Annotated in this window: 17 protein-coding genes; 8 read left to right on the forward strand and 9 right to left on the reverse strand. The window is 74.3% G+C overall.

All coding sequences use genetic code 11. From position 1 onward, the window contains the following. Positions 1-3 precede the first annotated feature (3 nt). From recA to ACRAS8_RS09705, 3 genes are all read right to left on the reverse strand, one after another. Positions 4-1,125 (reverse strand): recombinase RecA, encoded by a 1,122-nt coding sequence (recA, locus tag ACRAS8_RS09695; RefSeq protein WP_438485538.1) that lies wholly within the window; start codon positions 1,123-1,125, stop codon positions 4-6. A gap of 224 nt (positions 1,126-1,349) precedes the next feature. After that, positions 1,350-2,615 carry an AI-2E family transporter gene (locus ACRAS8_RS09700; protein WP_438490405.1) on the reverse strand — a complete coding sequence of 422 codons (1,266 nt, stop codon included), beginning with the start codon at positions 2,613-2,615 and terminating at the stop codon, positions 1,350-1,352. A gap of 135 nt (positions 2,616-2,750) precedes the next feature. Then, the gene (locus ACRAS8_RS09705; RefSeq protein ID WP_438485539.1) at positions 2,751-2,945 is read right to left on the reverse strand and encodes a DUF3046 domain-containing protein; all 195 of its coding nucleotides are present in this window, start codon (positions 2,943-2,945) and stop codon (positions 2,751-2,753) included. A gap of 313 nt (positions 2,946-3,258) precedes the next feature. Between ACRAS8_RS09705 and ACRAS8_RS09710 the strand changes: the two genes are divergently transcribed. The 5 genes from ACRAS8_RS09710 to ACRAS8_RS09730 all read left to right on the forward strand — a co-directional run bounded on the left by ACRAS8_RS09710 (position 3,259) and on the right by ACRAS8_RS09730 (position 8,017). After that, on the forward strand, positions 3,259-3,798 hold the full coding sequence (locus ACRAS8_RS09710) for a DUF6542 domain-containing protein (RefSeq protein WP_438485540.1): 540 nt from the start codon (positions 3,259-3,261) through the stop codon (positions 3,796-3,798). Beyond that, positions 3,791-5,440, forward strand: a complete 1,650-nt coding sequence (locus ACRAS8_RS09715) for an LCP family protein (RefSeq protein ID WP_438485541.1) — start codon at positions 3,791-3,793, stop codon at positions 5,438-5,440. Before ACRAS8_RS09710 ends, ACRAS8_RS09715 begins: the two co-directional genes overlap by 8 nt. A gap of 142 nt (positions 5,441-5,582) precedes the next feature. Next, positions 5,583-5,960, forward strand: a complete 378-nt coding sequence (locus ACRAS8_RS09720; protein ID WP_438485542.1) for an ArsR/SmtB family transcription factor — start codon at positions 5,583-5,585, stop codon at positions 5,958-5,960. 45 nt (positions 5,961-6,005) lie between these two features. Next, complete coding sequence (locus ACRAS8_RS09725; RefSeq protein ID WP_438485543.1) at positions 6,006-6,698, forward strand: lytic transglycosylase domain-containing protein; 693 nt, start codon at positions 6,006-6,008, stop codon at positions 6,696-6,698. 197 nt (positions 6,699-6,895) lie between these two features. Next, positions 6,896-8,017 (forward strand): TerD family protein, encoded by a 1,122-nt coding sequence (locus ACRAS8_RS09730; RefSeq protein WP_438485544.1) that lies wholly within the window; start codon positions 6,896-6,898, stop codon positions 8,015-8,017. 125 nt (positions 8,018-8,142) lie between these two features. On the opposite strand, the gene ACRAS8_RS09735 is transcribed toward ACRAS8_RS09730, so the two are convergent. After that, positions 8,143-8,664: a hypothetical protein gene (locus ACRAS8_RS09735; protein WP_438485545.1), complete on the reverse strand. Its 522-nt coding sequence runs from the start codon at positions 8,662-8,664 to the stop codon at positions 8,143-8,145. A gap of 536 nt (positions 8,665-9,200) precedes the next feature. Here ACRAS8_RS09735 and ACRAS8_RS09740 point away from each other — a divergent pair. Then, entirely contained in the window at positions 9,201-10,124 is a 924-nt protein-coding gene (locus ACRAS8_RS09740; protein ID WP_438485546.1) for a hypothetical protein, read from the forward strand. Between the two features lie 55 nt (positions 10,125-10,179). Here the strand turns inward: ACRAS8_RS09740 and ACRAS8_RS09745 are convergent, their stop codons facing one another. The 3 genes from ACRAS8_RS09745 to ACRAS8_RS09755 all read right to left on the reverse strand — a co-directional run bounded on the left by ACRAS8_RS09745 (position 10,180) and on the right by ACRAS8_RS09755 (position 12,369). Next, a complete protein-coding gene (locus ACRAS8_RS09745; protein WP_438485547.1) occupies positions 10,180-10,488 on the reverse strand; it encodes an AzlD domain-containing protein in 309 nt (102 codons plus the stop codon). Then, a complete protein-coding gene (locus ACRAS8_RS09750; RefSeq protein WP_438490407.1) occupies positions 10,485-11,351 on the reverse strand; it encodes an AzlC family ABC transporter permease in 867 nt (288 codons plus the stop codon). Before ACRAS8_RS09750 ends, ACRAS8_RS09745 begins: the two co-directional genes overlap by 4 nt. Positions 11,352-11,469: 118 nt before the next feature. Continuing rightward, on the reverse strand, positions 11,470-12,369 hold the full coding sequence (locus ACRAS8_RS09755) for an AraC family transcriptional regulator (protein ID WP_438485548.1): 900 nt from the start codon (positions 12,367-12,369) through the stop codon (positions 11,470-11,472). Positions 12,370-12,503: 134 nt separating this feature from the next. Between ACRAS8_RS09755 and ACRAS8_RS09760 the strand changes: the two genes are divergently transcribed. Continuing rightward, positions 12,504-17,300, forward strand: a complete 4,797-nt coding sequence (locus tag ACRAS8_RS09760) for an ATP-dependent helicase (RefSeq protein WP_438485549.1) — start codon at positions 12,504-12,506, stop codon at positions 17,298-17,300. Between the two features lie 124 nt (positions 17,301-17,424). After that, complete coding sequence (locus ACRAS8_RS09765) at positions 17,425-18,270, forward strand: Fpg/Nei family DNA glycosylase (protein ID WP_438485550.1); 846 nt, start codon at positions 17,425-17,427, stop codon at positions 18,268-18,270. 85 nt (positions 18,271-18,355) lie between these two features. On the opposite strand, the gene ACRAS8_RS09770 is transcribed toward ACRAS8_RS09765, so the two are convergent. Both ACRAS8_RS09770 and ACRAS8_RS09775 read right to left on the reverse strand, forming a co-directional pair. Beyond that, positions 18,356-18,712 carry a hypothetical protein gene (locus tag ACRAS8_RS09770; protein ID WP_438485551.1) on the reverse strand — a complete coding sequence of 119 codons (357 nt, stop codon included), beginning with the start codon at positions 18,710-18,712 and terminating at the stop codon, positions 18,356-18,358. Between the two features lie 141 nt (positions 18,713-18,853). Continuing rightward, positions 18,854-19,324: a Dps family protein gene (locus ACRAS8_RS09775; protein ID WP_438485552.1), complete on the reverse strand. Its 471-nt coding sequence runs from the start codon at positions 19,322-19,324 to the stop codon at positions 18,854-18,856. Positions 19,325-19,484 lie beyond the last annotated feature (160 nt).

Here is a 19,484-nt window from a genome sequence, read left to right on the forward strand (position 1 = left end):
GGATCAGCTCTTGGCCGCCGTGGCCTTGGCGCCCTTGGCGCTCTTGGTGGCGGCCGCCGGTGCGGCCTTGGCCGGCGCCTCCGCCGGGCCCGCGGCGTCCGCGCCGGGCTCCGCCGTGACGTCCGCCGGCTTCACGCCGATGCCCAGCTTCTCCTTGATCTTCTTCTCGATCTCGTTGGCGAGGTCGGGGTTGTCCTTGAGGAAGTTGCGGGCGTTCTCCTTGCCCTGGCCGAGCTGGTCGCCCTCGTAGGTGTACCAGGCGCCGGACTTGCGGATGAAGCCGTGCTCGACGCCCATGTCGATCAGGCCGCCCTCGCGGCTGATGCCCTGGCCGTAGAGGATGTCGAACTCGGCCTGCTTGAAGGGGGGCGCGACCTTGTTCTTGACGACCTTGCAGCGGGTGCGGTTGCCGACCGCCTCGGTGCCGTCCTTGAGGGTCTCGATCCGGCGGATGTCGATCCGGACGGAGGCGTAGAACTTCAGCGCGCGGCCACCGGTCGTGGTCTCCGGCGAGCCGAACATCACGCCGATCTTCTCGCGGAGCTGGTTGATGAAGATCGCGGTGGTCTTGGACTGGTTCAGCGCGCTGGTGATCTTGCGCAGGGCCTGGCTCATCAGACGGGCCTGGAGGCCGACGTGGGAGTCGCCCATCTCGCCCTCGATCTCGGCCCGCGGCACCAGGGCGGCGACGGAGTCGATCACGATGAGGTCCAGGGCGCCGGAGCGGACCAGCATGTCGACGATCTCCAGGGCCTGTTCGCCGTTGTCCGGCTGGGACAGGATGAGGTTGTCGATGTCCACGCCGAGCTTCTTGGCGTACTCGGGGTCGAGGGCGTGCTCGGCGTCCACGAACGCGACCTGGCCACCGGCCTTCTGTGCGTTCGCCACCGCATGCAGGGTCAGGGTGGTCTTACCGGAGGACTCCGGCCCGTAGATCTCCACGACCCGGCCGCGCGGCAGGCCGCCGACGCCGAGCGCGACGTCCAGTGCGGTCGAGCCGGTCGGGATGACCTCGATGGGCTCCTTGGACCGCTCGCCCATGCGCATGACCGCGCCCTTGCCGAATTGCCGTTCAATCTGTGCGAGCGCGGCGTCCAGCGCCTTCTCGCGGTCGGTGCCTGCCATGGGTTCCACCCGGTTTGCTTGAGTCGATCGCTTCACGTCCATGACGCTAACCCCTGCCACTGACAATGCGCCCGGACCCGGCTCCGGCCTGTGGATAACTCCGCGGACGGCCCGGGATCTCCGCGGGCCGCAGCCGCGTCAGGCGGCCGGTTTCCCCATAAGAATGGATGTTCGATTTTGGTGTCAAGCGCACCGCGTACCTCACCGTCGCGCCGCTCCGGACGTTATGCGCCGTCCGTCCGCACACCGCCCGTTCCGCCGCTCCGCCCCTCGGCCGGCCCGCCGTCGGGCGCACCGTCCGCCGCACCGCGCGTCACGCCGACACCCGGCTCCCGGGCCGATTCCCGTTCGCCGCCCCGGGCCGCCTCCCGGCCGTCGCCCGCCACCGGGCCCGGCTCGCACGCCTCGGCCTCCTCCGGCTCCCCGCGCCGGCGCCGCACCCGGAAGCGGCCCCGCGGCTCCGCGGTGACCTCGTACCGCTTGACGTACGCGCCCAGGAACGCCTGCAGCGTCGCGGTGGCCGGGATCGCGATCAGCGCGCCGACCGCGCCCATCAGGGCCGTACCGGCGATCACCGAGCCGAAGGCGACGGCGGGGTGGATGTCCACGGTCCTGGCGGTGATCCGCGGCTGGAGGAGGTAGTTCTCGAACTGCTGGTAGACCACGACGAAGCCGAAGACCCACAGCGCGTACCAGGGGTCGACGGTGAACGCGATCAGGATGGGCAGCGCGCCCGCCAGATACGTGCCGATCGTGGGGACGAACTGCGAGATCAGGCCGACCCATATGCCGAGCGCCGGGGCGTAGGGCACGCCCAGGATCTCCAGCAGGACGTAGTGCGCCACCCCGGAGATCAGCGCCATCAGGCCACGGGAGTAGAGGTACCCGCCGGTCTTGGCGACGGCGATCTCCCAGGCGCGCAGCACCTCGGCCTGGCGGCGGGGCGGCAGCACCGAGCACAGCGCCCGCCGCAGCCGGGGGCCGTCGGCGGCGAAGTAGAACGAGAACAGCGCGACCGTGAGGAGGTTGAACAGCCCGCCCAGCACCTGCGCGGAGACCGCCAGGACGTTGTTGGCGCTGTCCTGGACGTACTTCTGGAGCCAGTCGGAGTTCAGCAGGTTGTTCTGCACCTGGACCCGGGAGAGGTGGGTGTGGAAGGTGCTGTTGGTCCAGCTGATGACGGAGTCCAGGTACTGCGGGAACTCCTCGACCATGGTGGCGATCTGGCCGGCCACCATGGAGCCCAGCAGCGCGAAGAAGCCGACCGCGCCGACGAGGATGGCGAGGAAGACCAGGCCGGTGGCGAGCCCGCGCCGCATGCCGCGGGCGGCCATCCAGTCCACGGCCGGCTCGACGGCCAGCGCCAGGAAGAACGCGATGAGCACGTTCAGCAGCAGGCCGACCAGCTGGTGGAAACCCCAGATGGCGAGCTGGAAGCAGGCCACCAGGGCGAGCGCGAGCACCATGGCGCGCGGCAGCCAGCGCGGCATCCGCTCCGCGCGCGGGTCGCCGGGCCGGCCCCGCCGCGGCTCGTCGGGGCGGGGGCCGTCGTGGCTGCTGATCTCATCTGTCACGGACACGCTGCCAAGTGTCGCGCACCGCACCGACACCCGGCCCCGGCCGGCTCAGCGCTTGTGCTGCGGCACGTCCATCACCGCGCAGACCACCCGCCACACCTCTTTGGCGCTCCAGCCCGCCGCCAGCGCCTCGTGGACGGTGCGGCCGCCGAGCTCCGACATAACGTGATCGCGGGCGAACGAGTCGGCGTAGCCCGCGCCGAAGTGGTCCGCCATCCGCTCCCAGAACACCGTCAACCGCATGATTCCCGCCTCGCACCCACTCCGGCCCGCACGTTTCCCGGCCCTGTGCCCGGAGGGGCAGCCCGGCCCGGCTCCCTTCATACCGCCACGGCCGGACGAAAGGCCAGCGAGGACCGGGCGCCGCCGCACCCCACGCCCCCCGGTGGCCGGATCCGATCGACGCCGAAACACTTGCCAAATTGCGCAATGATGCATTCGAATGTGCAACCGGTTCGGCACATTCGTCGTCTTCCCGGCCGGAACCGCCCTCTTCTGCCGCCGCGCGGCATGCCCCGCGACCGCCCCACCGGTCCGGCCCGTCCAAAGGATGCGAATGACAGGTCAGCGCACCGAAGCCCCGTACGGGCACGACGACCTGGCGCGGGACCCGGTACTGCCGGGCCCCCGTCGCCACGAGGACCGGCACCCGGGAGCGGACGGCATCGGGCCGGCCCCCGGGCACGCCGGCCGCGGGCGACGTGCGGTCCGGGCCGCCCTGGTGGCGCTGGTGCTGGCGGCCGCGGGTGCCGCGGCCGGTACGGCGCTCGGCGGGCGGCCGGGCTGGGTGTGCGCGGTGGCGGCGGCGCTCGGCGCGGCACTGGCCGGCAGGGCGTGCACCCGGGCGGGCGCCTGGTGGCTGATATCCGCGCCGCCCCTGGTGGTGGCGGCGCTCACCGTGGTGTGCGAGCAGGTGGCGGGCACCACCACCGTCCAGGGCAAGGGCCTGACGACGGCGGCGGTGCGCTGGGCCGTGGACGGGTTCCCGGCCATGGCGGCGGCCGAGGCGGCACTGATCGTGGTGCTGGCGATCCGGGGCATAGGGGCCGGCCGGCGCGGCGGCCGTAAGCGGAGCGGGAGGAACAGCGGTGCATGACGAGCACGGCCCCGACGGGCGGAGCGCCCATGGGGCGGGTGGACGGGCGGCCGGCGGGACCGGTGGACGGGCCGCGCGCCGCCGGGCGGGCGACGGGCGCGCCGGACGGCGGCGCTCTCCCCTGGTCGTCGCCGGGCGGACCGCGCTCGCCCTCTCCTCGGCACTGGTCCTCCTGGCCAGCGGTGTGTCCTGGGCGGCGTACAACTGGGTCAGCAGCGGGCTGACCACCTCCGACGCGCTCAACGCCATCGGCGGCAAGGACGCGCCCAAGCACCTGGACAACTCCGTCAACCTGCTGCTGATCGGCCTGGATTCGCGCAAGGACATGAACGGCAACGACCTGCCGCGGGAGTTCGTCAAGGACCAACTGCACGCCGGTTCCAGCGACATCGGCTACTACAACACCAACACCCTGATCCTGATGCACATTCCGGCGGACGGCGGAAAGGTCACCGCGTTCTCCGTTCCGCGCGACGACTACGTGCAGACCTTCAACGGGGACGGCAGCTCCCAGGGGCACTTCAAGATCAAGGAGGCGTACGCCAACGCCTACACGGTCGCCCACGACAAGCTCTCCGCCCAAGGGGTCAAGGGTGCCGACCTGGAGAGCCGGAGCCGGGAGGCCGGCCGGGAGGCCACCCTGGCGACCGTCCAGAACTTCCTCCAGGTGCCGATCGACCACTTCGCCGAGGTCAATCTGCTGGGCTTCTACGACATCGCCAAGGTGCTCCAGCCGATCGAGGTGTGCCTGAAGCACCCGGTCAAGGACCGCTATTCGGGCGCCGACTTCCCGGCCGGGCGCCAGCAGCTCGACCCCAAGCAGGCGCTGGCGTTCGTCCGGCAGCGGCACGGCCTGGACGGCGGCGACCTGGACCGGACCCACCGCCAGCAGGCGTTCATCTCCTCGGTGACCCACAAGCTGAAGAGCCAGGGGGTCTTCACTGACCTGGGCAAGCTCCAGGGGCTGTTCGACGTGGTGAAGAAGGACCTGGTCATCGACAGCAAGTTCGATGTGCTGGACTTCGCCCAGCAGGCCACCAACCTGACCGGCGGGAACGTGGTGTTCCACACCCTGCCGATCGCCGGCTTCGCCACCCGCAACCGCGAGTCCGTCAATCTTGTGGACGAGGCGAAGATCCGGTCCATCGTGCAGTCGCTGATCGGCGGGAAACCGGGGCAGGCGGGCGGACCGGGCACACCGGCGCCGTCGCCGTCCGCCAAGGCCGCCCCGGCGACCGTCGACGTCCTCAACGGCGCCGGGCGGGCCAAGCCGGGGGCCGCGGCCGACACGCTCAAGGCACTGGCCGCCCTCGGCTACACCGCGGGCCGCGCCGACAACGCCGCCGCCCGGCAGCAGACCGCCGTCCGCTACGGCGCCGGCGCCCAGGAGGCCGCCCGGCAGATCGCCGACCGCATGGGCACCGGGGCGCCGGTCTCCTCGGCCTCGGTACCCGCCGGACACGTCCAGGTCATCCTGGGCGGCGACTTCACGGGACCGCCCGCCACCGGGACGACGGCCCCGCCGACGGCACCGGAGACCTCCGCGGACACCTCCAAGAAGGACGCCTCCCCCGCACCCGTCCCGTCGGACGCCTTCGCCGGCGACTCCGTCAAGGAGGGCGGCATCCCCTGCGTCAACTGACGCCCGCAGAGCCGCCGATGGCACCGGTGGCCGCCGAACCCCCCGGCCGTCACCGGGCCACCGGCGGCCACGGCGGCCGTACGTGCCTGGGGCTCGGCGCCTAGACTGGCCCGACCGGGGGCGACGAACGGGGAGAGCCGTAGTGGTGGAGAGCATCGAGGGCGCGGGGCAGGGAAGGGGCGCGGTGGCCGACCCGTCCTCCGAGGTGCTGGCCGAGGCGGCCGCGCTGTTCGGGCTGCTGGCCTCTCCCCCGCGGCTGCACATCGTCTGGGCGCTGGCCCAGGGCGAGAGCGACGTCAGCGGACTGGCCGAACGTGTCGGCGGCGCCCTGCCCGCCATCAGCCAGCACCTGTCCAAACTCAAACTGGCCGGCCTGGTCCGCTCCCGCCGCGAGGGCCGCCGGGTCGTCTACGTCGTCGACGACCCGGACACCGTGGCGATGATGCGTACCCTCGTCGACCAGCTCACCGCCCGCGAGGCGCACACCGCGCCGGCCGGGCTCCGCCGCCTGAGCGGCTGAGCGGCGGCCGCGGGCCGGAGCGGCGGACGCCGGAAGGAGCGAGAGATGGCGGAATCCCGGGTGCGGTGGCGGTGGTTGGTGCTGCCCGGCGCCGCTCTGGCGCTCTGGGCCATGACGCATACGGGCCGGCACACCGACCCGGGCGCCGCGCCGGGCCCGTCCACCACGCCGTCCGCCACCGCCTCCGCCACACCGGGCGCCTCCCCGTCCGCGTCGCCCGATGGCGGTGACCCGGCGCCCCGGGCAGACGGGACCTACGACCCGGCCGACTGCGCCGCCGCGGTGCGCAAGTACGCGGCGGCGGCCGGCATCCACCCCCGGTTGCTGATGGCGATCCTCTACAACGAGGCGTACAAACCGCACGACCCGGCGCTGGAGCGGGCCTGGCAGCGTTACAAGCCCGACGCCGCGTTCGGGATCGCCAACATGCACCGGGCCGCCTTCGACGAGGTCAAGCGCGGCCGGGACTTCGCCGGCCGGTCGTGGCAAGAACTGCCCGACGACCGGAACCTCGCCGTGGAGGCGGCCGCGTGGTACCTCCACGACCTGGACCGCAGGCTGCCGGCGCAGCGGCCCGCCCGGCTCACCCGCGACGACCTGCTGGCCCTGGGCTACAACGCCGGCGCCGGCAACATGCTCGCCTTCGCCCGCGGCACCGCGCCGGGCGCGCAGGCCGGCTCCTACCTGGACCGGCTGCACGACAACTGGGACCGGGCCGGACGGGCCGTCACCCGGTGACAGAACCATGGAACGGTGACAGAACCGTCGAAGGGTGACAGAACGGCATCAAGAAGGCGTCAGAACGCGGTGCCGACGCCCTCTTGACGCCATCTCAGCCGCATACTTCAGGCATTGCGCAAGACAGGGAACCTTGCCGGTTTCCTCGGCGTTGTAGCCCACGGACGCCTGATGCCGGGAACGTTATGGAGGAGATCATGGGCGTGGCCCTGACCAAGGGCGGCAATGTGTCGCTCAGCAAACAGGCCCCAGGTCTGACCGCCGTCCGGGTGGGGCTGGGCTGGCAGGTGTCGGCCACCGCGGGGACCGGCCACGACCTGGACGCCAGCGCGCTGCTGTGCGGCGCGTCCGGCGCGGTCCTCTCCGACCAGCACTTCGTCTTCTTCAACAACCTCACCAGCCCCGACGGCTCGGTGCGGCACTCCGGCAACCGCCCCACCGGCGAGGACCGGGAGCAGATCGAAGTGGACCTCGCCGCGGTCCCCCAGGAGGTCGCCAAGATCGTCTTCCCGGTCTCGATCTACGAGGCCGAGCAGCGCCGGCAGAATTTCGGCCAGCTCGGCAGCGCCTACATCCGCGTGGTCGACCAGGCCGGCGGCGCCGAGCTGGCCCGTTTCGACCTCTCCGGCCAGGCCGCCACCGAGACCGCCATGGTCTTCGGCGAGCTGTACCGCCACGGCACGGACTGGAAGTTCCGCGCCATCGGCCAGGGCTACGCCTCCGGGCTCGCCGGCATCGCGCAGGACTACGGCGTCGACGTACTGCGCTCCGACCCGGCTCCCGCGCCCCCCACAGCACCCACCGGCCACGCCGCCCCGCCGGCACCGCCCACGCCCACGGCGACGTCCGTGGCCGTGCCGACCGCCGCCGGAGCGGCCCCGTCCGGATCGGGCCCCACCTCGGCCACATCACCGCAACCGACAGGAAGTTCCGACATGACCTGCTTCTTCGACCCCAACCACGGCCCCGGGATGACGCCCGTGATGTGGTCCCCGCAGTGGGGTGTGCCGCGGCAGATCCAGACCTGCGGCGGCTGCGCGCAGCGGGTGCAGACCACCACGCCGCCGTTCTACACCCCGGCCCAGGCCGGCTATCCGCAGCCGGCCCAGCAGGGGTACGCCCAGCAGACGCAGCCGGGCTACCCCCAGCAGGGCTACCCGCAGCAGCCCCAGCAGGGCGGCGGCCGGCGCTTCGGCACCGGTGCGCTGATCGGCGCCGGTGCCGCCGGCCTGGTGGGCGGCGCACTGCTGAACGAGGCGTTCGACGACGACGAGCCCGAGGTGGTCGTCAACAACTACTACGAGGGCGACGACTACTGACGGTAGGCCGGCCGCACGGCCTGACCGCCGTCGGCGACTACTGACGGTCCGTCGCACGGCATGACCGCCACGGCGCCCGGCCGGCCGCGCCCCGTGGCGGCCGGCCGGGCGCCGACGCGCGCGGGCTACCGCGGCGCGATCCGCACCACCCCGGTGACGGTGCCCTGCCACCACACCCCGCCGGCCGTGGCGTTGCCCGCCATCTGCAGGGTGTCGAAGACGAAACCGGTCCCCAGGCGGAGACGGCCCGCCACCCCGGCCCGTCTCCGCGTCCACGGCCAGGAAGTCGTAGCAATCCAGGATGCCGTGCGCGCCGGGTCGAGGATTCCGGCGCGCTCCACGGTGTAGAGCATGCCGTCCGCGACTGACAGCTTGGGCACGGCCGCCGAGCGGATCCCGGCGTTCCAGCGGATCGCGCAGCCGCTGCCGCCGGGGTCGATGTCCACCCGGGTGAGCCCGCCGCCGAACGGCGCGTCCGCGGGCTGGGCGGGGCCCGCGCCGTCCGGCGCTGCCGGATACGGATAGCCGTAGGTGCTCGCCACGTACACGCTGTTGCCGGCCCCGATGGGCGAGTTCTCGGTGCCGCTCCCGTTGGAGTCGAGGACCGGGATGCGGCACACCGTGCGGTCGTCCTCGGCGGCCACCACGATGAGGTGGTCCTGAGGGCGGCATTGTCGGTGATGGCCAAGTCGGAAACCCTCGGTATCCGGGGCGACTCGGATGACTGGGGCGACTGAGGTGACTGAGATGGCTGAAGTGACCGGGGTGGCTGGACCGGCTCCGGGACCGCGGACGGCAGCCGGGCGCGGTGGTCCGGCCGCCGTCCGGATCGGCTGACGCCCGAAACGGCCGCCGTCCGAGACAACTGATGCCCGGACGGCTGACGCCTGGGACGAAGGCGAGCGAAAGGGACGAACAGGGCAGGGTCAGCAGCCCGCCGGACGACACGCTGCGGAGGCGAACCGTGCGAGGTCCAGGAACAGACGCCTGTGCAGCGGGAGTTGGCGCATCACGCGCGGCATTGCAAGACGCGCGCCGCGAACCCGCAATCCCCGGCCGCCCCTGGAGACGCCCGCGCGGCCGCCGCGGAGATCGTCAACCGCATGCCTCCAGGATCCCGCCCTGGGAGGGCACCGGCCCCAGTGCCCGTGCCACGGCGGGATCTGGCCCCTACGGTCGGGCCATGGCCGAAAACGTAAGCCCCCCAGCGACCCCTCTGGCGCGCGCCGAGCACTTCGTCTGGCTGACCGCCCGGGTACTGGAGCAGCGCCTCTTCGCGTACCACTTCCTCGGCGGCGGCGCGGACCCGGTCGAGACCGCGCTCACCGCGTACCGCAACGACGACGACGGCTACGGCCACGCCCTGGAACCCGACCTGCGCGGCCCGGTCAGCCAGCCGCTGCACACCGCGCACGCGCTGAAGGTCCTGGACCGCATCGGTCGGTGCGACGGCCGCCGGGTGGAGCGGATCTGCCGCTACCTGACGCGGATCTCGACCTCCGACGGGGCACTGCCGGCGGTGCACCCCGCCCTGCGCGGCTACCCGGCCGCGCCCTGGATCCCCGTGGTGGACGCCCCGCCGAGCGCGCTGCTGGCGACCGGCCCGGTGGTGGGGCTGCTGCACCGCAACCAGGTATGGCACGCCTGGCTGTTCCGGGCCACGGACTACTGCTGGGCGGCCGTGGAGTCCCTGGAGCGGACCCATCCCTACGAGGCCGCGGCGGCGATGGCGTTCCTGGATGGTGCCCCGGACCGGCCGCGCGCGGCCGCGGCGGCGCGGCGGCTGGGCCGGCTGGTACGGGAGCAGGGGCTGGTCGTGCTGGACCCGGCGCGGGCGGACGAGGCCCCAGTACCGCAGGGATACGCCCCCGGGGAGCACCACTTCGCCTACGACTTCGCGGCCGCGCCCGATTCGCTGGCCCGTGGCTGGTTCACCGACCAGGAGATGGACCGGGCCCTGGACCACCTCGTCGCGCTCCAGGGGCAGGACGGCGGATGGCCCGTCAACTGGCGCCTCTGGGCGCCCGGTACGGAGCTGGAGAGCCGCCCGATGGTCACCCTGGAGGCGCTGCTGACGCTCCGGGCATACGGGCGGCCACTGGGCTGACGGGCGGGTGACCGCGCCACCGGCCCCGCGGCGGCCCGTCGGCCCGTCGGCCGGGTCACCCGCCCAGGGCGCGCACCCCCGCGGTGACGGCCACCGCGACGGCGACGACCAGCAGGAACGGGGCGCGCAGCAGCAGCGCCACGACGGCGGCGGCGACCCCGGCGGCCTTGGCGTCCAGCATCAGGTGCCGGCCGTCGCTGAAGGTCTGCTGAGCGGTCAGCGCGGCCAGCAGGGCCACCGGGAGCAGTGCGGCCAGCCGCTTGACCAGGGGGCGTTCCAGGACGCCGGCGGGCGCCGACAGACCGAGGAACTTGACCAGGTAGCAGCCGACGGCGGTGACGCCGATCGCGATCCAGATGTTCATGCCCGGTCCTCCCCCGGTGTGCCGCGGTCCGCGTCGGCCCGCTCCCGTGACGACGGTCCGGCGGGGGCTGTCTCCCGTGGGGCGGACGTCCGCCGCCTCGGCCCCTGGACGGCGAGGACCGCGGGCGCGGCGAGCGCCGAGAGCAGCACCGGCACGCCCGCCGGCAGGACCGGCAGCGTCACCATGAGCAGCAGTACGGCGAGGCCCGCCGTGCACCGTTCCACGGCGGTCCGCAGCATCGGTGCGAGCAGCGCCACGAAGACCGCGGGTCCGGCCGCGTCCAGGCCCCAGGCGGCGGTGTCGCCGAGCGCCCGGGCTCCCAGGGCACCGGCGAGGGTGGTGAGGTTCCACAGGACGTACAGCGACAGCCCGGTGACGGTGAAGCCCAGCCGCGCGCCGCGCCGGCCGGGCTGGGCCAGGGTGACGGCGGCGGTCTCGTCGATGACCCAGTGGGCGGCGAGCGGGCGGGCCGCGCCCCGGTAGCCGAGGACGGCGGAGAGCCGCAGCCCGTAGAAGGCGTTGCGGACGCCCAGGAAGAGGGCGCCGGCCGCGGCGGTGAACGGGTTGCCGCCCGCGGCCAGGGCGCCCACCAGGGCGAACTGCGAGGCTCCGGTGAAGACCAGGAGGCTCAGGGCGCAGCTCTGCCACGGGGAGAGCCCGGCGCCGGCGGAGGTCACGCCGAAGGCGAAGCCGGACAGCCCCACGGCGACGCCGACGCCCAGCGCGTCCCGGATGACGGCGGCGTCGGGCCGCTCCGTTACGGGCGGCGGTTCGCCGTGGGCCCCGGTGCCTGGTCGTTCAAGGGCACGTACCTGGGCGGTGCGTATCTCCGCGCGCTGTACGGGATCGGCCCCCGCCGCCATGGGCACCGGTTGCTCTGTCCCTGCGGTCTCTACGGTCGCTGCGGTGTCTGCGATCGCTGCGGTCGCTGCGGTATCTACGGCGTCTGCGGTCTCTGCCTGTTCTGCCACGCCCCGGAGACTAGGAAGCGGCCTCCCCCACGGTCTTGTACGTTCTTGCGCCCGCCGCACGCTCCCGGCGGTACGCGCCCGGCGGCACCCCGACGATCCGGGTGAAGTGCCGGTTCAGGTGCGGCTGGTCGGTGAACCCGACCGCCACGGCCGCCTCGGCGGGCGGGGTGCCGGCCTCCAGGAGCAGCCGCGCCCGTCGCACCCGGGCGTCGGTGAGCCAGGTGTGCGGCGGCATCCCGTACGCGGCCCGGAAGGCCCGCAGCAGCGCGAACGGCCCGGTGCCCAGCTCCGAGGCGAGTTCCTCCAGGGTGGGCGGATCGGCCATCCGCTCCTCCAGGACGGCGCGGGCCCGGGCGGCGGTACGGGCGCCCGCCGAAGGGGCGGCGCGGGAGGGCAGCGCGCCCCCGTGGCCGCGCAGCAGACGGGCCACGACGCCGCGCAGCAGGCTGTCGGCGGCCAGTGCGTTGCCGGCCTCGGCGGCCCGGTGGACACCGGCGATCAGCCGGGCGACGCCGGGCTCGTCGGCGACGGTCCGGACGAAGCCCGCGGTGCCGCGCAGCCCGGTGGTCTCCCGGGCGATCCCGGCGACGAGTTCCGCCGAGGGGTAGAGCGTGGCGTAGGCCCAGCCCTCGGGGGCGCCGGCCTGCGCGGTGTGCGGCACCTCGGGATTGATCATCACGATGGCGCCGGGGCCCGCCCGGACGACGCCGTCCCGCAGGCCGATCGCCTCGATTCCGGAGGTGACCGCGCACAGCACATAGCCGTCGTGGGCGTGGCGGGGGAAGGAGTGCCGGACGTAGCGGGCGCGCAGCAGGTCGAGGCCGGGCAGCCCGGGGTGGTGCCAGTGGCGCGCCCACTCGTCGCGGGCCCGCGGCGCGGTTTGCGCACCGTCCGCGTCGATCATGGCCATGCCCTCATTGTGCGGGTGCCGGGCGGCCGGGCGGCGGGGCGTCCGCCCCCTGGACGGCCGCGGGGCCGGTCCGCGGCGCGGCCCCGCGGCCGGCTCCGGACCGATTGTCAGTGGTCCGGTGCACGATGGGGAACATGACCGAGGCAGCGCTCGATTCGTTCTCGCCCGCGACCCGCGGCTGGTTCGCCGGGGCGTTCAGCGCGCCCACCGCCGCGCAGGAGGGCGCCTGGCGGGCGATCGCCGCGGGGTCCGACGTCCTGGTGGTGGCGCCGACGGGCTCCGGCAAGACGCTGGCCGCATTCCTGGCGTCGCTGGACGCGCTGGCGAGCACCCCGCCGCCGGCCGAGCCGAGGAAGCGCTGCCGGGTGCTGTACGTCTCGCCCCTGAAGGCCCTCGCGGTCGACGTGGAGCGGAATCTGCGCAGCCCGCTGACGGGGATCCGCCAGGAGTCGGTCCGCCGCGGGCTGCCGGAGCCGGATATCCGCGTCGCCATCCGTTCCGGCGACACCCCGGCCGCCGAGCGCCGGGCGCTGGCCACCCGCCCGCCGGACATCCTCATCACCACGCCCGAGTCGCTGTTCCTGATGCTGACGTCCGCCGCCCGGGAGGCGTTGGCCGGTGTCGAGACGGTCATCCTGGACGAGGTGCACGCGGTCGCCGGCACCAAGCGCGGCGCCCATCTGGCGCTGTCCCTGGAGCGGCTGGACGAGCTGCTCGACCGCCCGGCGCGCCGCATCGGGCTCTCCGCGACGGTCCGCCCCGTGGAGGAGGTGGCCCGCTATCTGTCGCCGCGGCGCCGGGTGGAGATCGTCCAGCCGCCGTCCGGCAAGCGGTTCGACCTCTCGGTGGTTGTCCCGGTGGAGGACATGGGAGAGCTCGGCAGCGCCCCCGTCCAGGAGGGCGAGACGGGCGAGAAGCCGTCCATCTGGCCGCAGGTCGAGGAGCGGATCGCCGATCTCGTCCAGGCTCACCGCTCCACGATCGTCTTCGCCAACTCCCGCCGCCTCGCCGAGCGTTTGTGCAACCGCCTCAACGAGATCGCCTACGAGCGCGCCATGGGCGAGCCGCTTCCGGAGCACCACTCGCCCGCCGAGCTGATGGCCGAGGCCGGCGCCGCCAGGGGCGCCCCGCCTCTGCTGGCCCGTGCCCACCACGGCTCGGTGTCCAAGGAGCAGCGCGCCCTGGTGGAGGAGGACCTCAAGGCCGGCCGGCTGCCGGCGGTGGTCGCCACGTCCAGTCTGGAGCTGGGCATCGACATGGGCGCCGTCGACCTGGTAGTTCAGGTGGAGTCGCCGCCGTCGGTGGCCTCCGGTCTCCAGCGGGTGGGCCGGGCCGGCCACCAGGTCGGCGCGGTGTCCAAGGGCATCGTCTTCCCCAAGTACCGCGGCGATCTGGTGCAGGCCGCGGTGGTCACCGAACGGATGCGCTCGGGCGCCATCGAGGCGCTGCGGGTGCCCGCCAATCCCCTGGACGTGCTGGCCCAACAGCTGGTCGCGATGGCCGCGATGGATGCCTGGGACGTCGAGGAGATGCTCGCGGTGGTCCGCCGGGCGGCCCCGTTCGCCGCGCTCCCGGAGTCCGCCTTCACCGCCGTGCTGGACATGCTCGCCGGGCGCTATCCGTCCGACGCCTTCGCCGAGTTGCGCCCGCGCCTGGTCTGGGACCGCGTCGCGCAGACCGTCACCGGCCGCCCCGGTGCCCAGCGGCTGGCCGTCACCTCCGGTGGCACGATCCCGGACCGCGGGCTGTTCGGCGTCTTCCTCGCCGGCGAGAGCTCCGCCAAGGGTGGCGGCAGACGGGTGGGCGAGCTGGACGAGGAGATGGTCTACGAGTCCCGCGTGGGCGACGTCTTCACCCTCGGCACGACGTCCTGGCGCATCGAGGACATCACCCGCGACCGTGTCCTGGTCACCCCGGCCCCCGGCGTGCCCGGCCGGTTGCCGTTCTGGAAGGGCGACCAGCTCGGCCGCCCGCTCGAACTGGGCCGCGCGCTGGGCGCGTTCCTCCGGGAGATCGGTTCGCTCTCCCCCGAGGACGCCGGCGCCCGGCTCGCCGCCGCCGGGCTCGACGACTGGGCGGCCTCCAACGTCCTGGCCTATCTCGCCGAGCAGCGCCAGTCCTGCGGCCATGTCCCGGACGACCGCACCATCGTCGTCGAGCGCTTCCGGGACGAGCTGGGTGACTGGCGCATCGTCGTCCACTCCCCCTTCGGCGCGCAGGTGCACGCCCCCTGGGCGCTGGCCCTGGGCGCCCGCCTCGCCGAGCGTTACGGCCTGGACGCCCAGGTGATGCACGCCGACGACGGCATCGTGCTGCGGCTCCCGGACGCCGACCTGATGGGCCTGGACCTCCTCGACGGCGACGGCGGCTTCGGCGCCGCGGACCGCGCGGAGTACGACCCCGAGCAGTCCCCGGTGGGCGCCGCCGACGTGGTCTTCGAGCACGGCGAGGTCGACCAGCTCGTCACGGACCAGGTCGGCGGTTCCGCGCTGTTCGCGGCCCGTTTCCGGGAGTGTGCGGCGCGCGCCCTGCTGCTGCCGCGCCGCAGCCCCGGCAAGCGCACCCCGCTGTGGCAGCAGCGCCAGCGCGCCGCCCAACTCCTCCAGGTGGCCAGCGAGTTCGGATCGTTCCCGATCGTCCTGGAGGCGGTCCGCGAATGCCTCCAGGACGTCTTCGACGTCCCCGGACTGACGGAGCTGATGGCCGACATCGAGGCCCGCCGGGTCCGCCTGGTGGAGGTCACGACCCCGGAGCCGTCCCCGTTCGCCCGCTCCCTGCTCTTCGGCTATGTCGCCCAGTTCCTCTACGAGGGCGACTCCCCGCTCGCCGAGCGCCGCGCCGCCGCGCTGTCCCTGGACTCCCGGCTGCTGGCCGAGCTGCTGGGCCGGGCCGAGCTGCGCGAGCTGCTGGACGCCGGGGTGCTGGCGGAGCTGGAGGCCGAGCTGCAGTGGCGCGCCGAGGACCGCCGCGTCAAGGACGTCGAGGGCGTCGCCGACGTCCTGCGGCTGCTCGGGCCGCTGACCGACACCGAGCTGGCCGAGCGCGGCGCGGAGCCGGCCTGGGCCGCGGAGCTGGCCGCCGCCCGGCGCGCCATCCGGGTGCGGATCGCCGGCGCCGAGCACTGGGCCGCCGTCGAGGACGCCGGCCGGCTCCGGGACGCCCTGGGCACCGCACTCCCGGTCGGCGTCCCCGAGTCGTTCACCGAACCGGTCAAGGACCCGCTGGGCGATCTGCTGTCCCGATATGCCCGCACCCACGGCCCGTTCACCTCCGAGCAGGCCGCCGCCCGCTTCGGCCTCGGCACCGCCGTCACCGACGGCGCCCTGCACCGCCTGGCCGCCACAGGCCGCCTCGTCCAAGGGGAATTCCGCCCACCCGTCACCCACCACCACCCTTCCCCGGAAGCGCAGAGCGCTGCCCCCTTCCACGGCATCGGCCAGGAATGGTGCGACGCCCAGGTGCTGCGCCGGCTGCGCCGCCGCTCGCTGGCCGCGCTGCGCGAGGAGCTGGAGCCGGTGCCGCCCGCCGCGCTGGCCGCCTTCCTCCCCCAGTGGCAGCACGTCGGCGCGCCGCGCCCGGCCCCCGCCTACGGGGCACCCGCGCCGCCGGTCACCGCCTCCGCCTCCGGGCTGCGCGGCATCGACGGCCTGGTCCGCGCCGTCGAGCAGCTCCAGGGCGCCCCGGTGCCGGCCTCCGCCCTGGAGAAGCTGATCCTGCCGTCCCGGGTCGGCGGCTACACCCCGGCCCTGCTGGACGAGCTGACCGCCACCGGCGAGGTGCTCTGGGCCGGCGCCGGCGCCCTGCCCGGCAAGGACGGCTGGCTCTCCCTCCATCTCGCCGACGCCGCGCCCCTGCTGCTCCCGCCCCCGCTGCCCCTGGAGCTCTCCGCGCTGCACGAGTCGCTGCTCGCGGCCCTCGCCCCCGGTTACGGCCTGTTCTTCCGGCAGATCGCCGACCAGGTCCGCGCCACCACCCACCCGGACGCCACCGATCCGCAGCTCGCCGACGCCCTGTGGGAGCTGGCCTGGTCGGGCCGGCTCACCAACGACACCCTGGCCCCGCTGCGCGCCCTGCTGGGCTCGGGCCGCACCGCGGGCTCCACGGCCCACCGCGCCCGCCGCGCCGTCCCCCGCGGCCGGTACGGCACGCTGACCGCGGCCGCTCGCCCCACGGCCTCCCGCTCCGGCCCGCCGACGGTCGGCGGGCGCTGGTCGCTGCTGCCGGCCCCCGAGCCCGATCCGACCCACCGCGCCCACGCCCTGGCCCGTACGCTCCTGGACCGGCACGGCATCGTCACCCGCGGCGCGGTCGCCGCCGAAGGGGTGGCGGGCGGCTTCTCGGCCGCGTATCGCGTGCTGTCCGCCTTCGAGGAGTCCGGGCAGGCCCGCCGCGGCTATGTCGTCGAGGGGCTGGGCGCCGCCCAGTTCGCGATGGACGGCGCGGTGGACCGGCTGCGCGCGATCAGCACCCAGCGCGAGCGCGGCGCCGACGCCCCGTTCCCGGACGGCGGCCCGGGGCAGCTCCGCCGCGGCGGGGCACCGCGTGCCCTGGTCCTCGCCGCCGCCGATCCGGCCAACGCCTACGGCGCCGCCCTGTCCTGGCCCGAGCCGCCCGAGGGGGCCACCCACAAGCCGGGCCGCAAGGCGGGCTCCCTGGTCGTCCTGGTCGACGGCGAGCTGACGCTCTATCTGGAGCGCGGCGGCAAGACCCTGCTGATATGGCCGTTGAGCCCCGACCCTGCCGAGGCCGCCGCCGACCCCCGTCTGCGGTCCGCCGTGGAAGCCCTCACCGACGCGGCCCGGGCCGGCGCCGTCGGCACCCTCACCACCGAGCGCATCAACGGCACCGCCGCCCTCACCTCCCCCTTCGCGCCGGTCCTGGAGGCCGCGGGCTTCCACCCGACACCCAGGGGCCTGCGGCTGCGCGGCTGACCGCGGCAGCGGCGGGCATCGACGGGCACGGGTCCGGCCCGGGACAGGCACGGGTCCGGGACCGGCGCCCTGCCCGTCGCCCGCCGCCCGCCCCGTCCACCCCCCGGCGGTGCATGATGGCCCCATGCCCGAAGGCGACACCGTCTGGCGGCTGGCGCACCGTCTCCACCAGGCGCTGGCCGGCAGCCCGCTGACCCGCTGCGACCTGCGCGTCCCCCGTCTGGCCACGGTCGACCTCACCGGCCGCACGGTGCTCGCGGTGGTGCCCCGCGGCAAGCATCTGCTCACCCGCTTCGAGGGCGGCCTCACCCTCCACTCCCATCTGCGGATGGACGGCGCCTGGAAGATCTACGCCCCGGCCGAGCGCTGGCGCGGCGGCCCCGCGCACCAGATCCGGGCGGTCCTCGGCACCGCCGCACACACCGCCGTCGGCTACCGCCTCCCGGTCCTGGAACTCCTGCGCACCGCCGACGAGTCCCAGGTCACCGGTCATCTCGGCCCCGATCCGCTGGGCCCGGACTGGGATCCCGCGCAGGCCCTGCGCCGACTGCTCGCGGTGCCCGAACGGCCCCTCGGCGAGGCCCTGCTCGACCAGCGCAACCTCGCCGGCATCGGCAATGTCTACAAATCCGAGCTGTGCTTCCTGCTCGGCGCCTCCCCCTGGCTCCCGGTCGGCCGCCTCGCCGCTCCGGAGCGCGCCCCGGCGCTCGCCAAGAAGCTCCTGGAGGCCAACAAGAACCGCGCCACCCGGATCACCACTCCAAGCGCCCGCCCCGACCTTCCCCCAGCTCTCAGCTCCGTTCGAGCAGGGGAGACCCCATCGCTATGGGTCTACGGCCGCGCCGGCCGCCCCTGTCTGCGCTGCGGCACCCCCGTCCGCACCGCCGACCAGGACCCCACCGCCGAGGAACGCGTCACCTACTGGTGCCCCACCTGCCAACCGCCGGCACCGTCCTCCCCCTCACTGTGACTCCCACAGGCACCCCCATACACCAGGCACACCCACACAAGCGCACCCACACCAGGCACATCCACACACCCACCAGAAACCCCCGTCACTCGCACCCGCCGCGCTCCGCCCCCTCCTCCTCCCCCGACCGGCGACGCCGCCACCCCTCGACGCGCCGCCCCGGCGCACTCCCCCGCCACGCCTCGACGAGCCGCGCCTCCACGGCCGCCGGCACACCACCACGCCCCGCCCGGCGGCCCCCCGCGCCCTCGCGCCGCCCGTTCCACGGCACGCAGTGCACCGGCAGCAGACTGAGCCCCCAGCCGGCCGCGGCCACCGCGCCCTCCACCGGCCCGGCCGACCCCGGCCACAGGACCAGCCGGCCCACCGCCCACCACCACAGGCCCCCGACGAGCGCCGCGGATATCCACCGTCCCGGCACCGATCTCGCACGCCTCGCCATGCCTGCCTCCTCGGGCCGACGCTAGACCGGGCCCGCCGCCCGGCGGCAGGGGCGCACCGGCGCACGCCCGGCGCGTGCGGTGCGCTCCGTATCCCGGGCGGCGGGCCCGGTCGGCGACCGGTCACCGCGTCGCGGTCACGGTCAGTGGGCCTCGGCCTGGAACATCCAGTGGTGCTTCTCCAGATCGGCGGTGAGGCCGATGAGGATGTCCTGGGAGACCGGGTCGGGCTCGTCGGTGGCGGCGATCCGCTCCCGCATCCGCCCGATGATCGCGCCGAGCGCGTCCACCATCGTGCGGACGACGTCGCCGTCCTTGACCCAGCCGTCGGGCGCCTCGCTGATGCCGCTGGTCTTGGCGACCGTCGCGCACCGGCCGTCCGGCGTGACCCCGATCGCCGAGGCCCGCTCGGCCACGGTGTCGGCGTGCTGCCGTGCGGAGGCGACGACCTCGTCGAGCTGGAGGTGGACGGAGCGGAAGCGGGGACCGACGACGTTCCAGTGCACCTGCTTGGCGACGAGGGAGAGATCCACCAGGTCGACCAGGGCGCCCTGGAGGGCGTTCCCGACGACGGCACGGGCTTCATCGGACAGCGTGCTTGTGACCACAGACATCCAGATACTCCCTTTCAGGCGCATTGAGGATATTCGGGCGAATATTCCGATTTAGCCCCATGGTACGGGCGGGGGCTTCCCACCGAGCAGCCCGAAGACGGCCGGCCGGGCACCCACCCGGCAACCGACCGGCATGCGTGAAGCCCCGGCGGGGCTGCTG

Origin of the sequence: Streptomyces sp. S186, assembly GCF_051603415.1 — a bacterium.
Classification (GTDB): Bacteria; Actinomycetota; Actinomycetes; order Streptomycetales; family Streptomycetaceae; genus Streptomyces.

What these genes read in the sequence shown, in the direction of transcription:
- recA (WP_438485538.1), bottom strand. Translation starts at nt 1,125, where the DNA reads ATGGCAGGCACCGACCGCGAGAAGGCGCTGGACGCCGCGCTCGCACAG.
- ACRAS8_RS09700 (WP_438490405.1), bottom strand. Translation starts at nt 2,615, where the DNA reads ATGCCGCGCTGGCTGCCGCGCGCCATGGTGCTCGCGCTCGCCCTGGTG.
- ACRAS8_RS09705 (WP_438485539.1), bottom strand. Translation starts at nt 2,945, where the DNA reads ATGCGGTTGACGGTGTTCTGGGAGCGGATGGCGGACCACTTCGGCGCG.
- ACRAS8_RS09710 (WP_438485540.1), top strand. Translation starts at nt 3,259, where the DNA reads ATGACAGGTCAGCGCACCGAAGCCCCGTACGGGCACGACGACCTGGCG.
- ACRAS8_RS09725 (WP_438485543.1), top strand. Translation starts at nt 6,006, where the DNA reads ATGGCGGAATCCCGGGTGCGGTGGCGGTGGTTGGTGCTGCCCGGCGCC.
- ACRAS8_RS09730 (WP_438485544.1), top strand. Translation starts at nt 6,896, where the DNA reads ATGGGCGTGGCCCTGACCAAGGGCGGCAATGTGTCGCTCAGCAAACAG.
- ACRAS8_RS09740 (WP_438485546.1), top strand. Translation starts at nt 9,201, where the DNA reads ATGGCCGAAAACGTAAGCCCCCCAGCGACCCCTCTGGCGCGCGCCGAG.
- ACRAS8_RS09745 (WP_438485547.1), bottom strand. Translation starts at nt 10,488, where the DNA reads ATGAACATCTGGATCGCGATCGGCGTCACCGCCGTCGGCTGCTACCTG.
- ACRAS8_RS09750 (WP_438490407.1), bottom strand. Translation starts at nt 11,351, where the DNA reads ATGGCGGCGGGGGCCGATCCCGTACAGCGCGCGGAGATACGCACCGCC.
- ACRAS8_RS09755 (WP_438485548.1), bottom strand. Translation starts at nt 12,369, where the DNA reads ATGGCCATGATCGACGCGGACGGTGCGCAAACCGCGCCGCGGGCCCGC.
- ACRAS8_RS09760 (WP_438485549.1), top strand. Translation starts at nt 12,504, where the DNA reads ATGACCGAGGCAGCGCTCGATTCGTTCTCGCCCGCGACCCGCGGCTGG.
- ACRAS8_RS09765 (WP_438485550.1), top strand. Translation starts at nt 17,425, where the DNA reads ATGCCCGAAGGCGACACCGTCTGGCGGCTGGCGCACCGTCTCCACCAG.
- ACRAS8_RS09770 (WP_438485551.1), bottom strand. Translation starts at nt 18,712, where the DNA reads ATGGCGAGGCGTGCGAGATCGGTGCCGGGACGGTGGATATCCGCGGCG.
- ACRAS8_RS09775 (WP_438485552.1), bottom strand. Translation starts at nt 19,324, where the DNA reads ATGTCTGTGGTCACAAGCACGCTGTCCGATGAAGCCCGTGCCGTCGTC.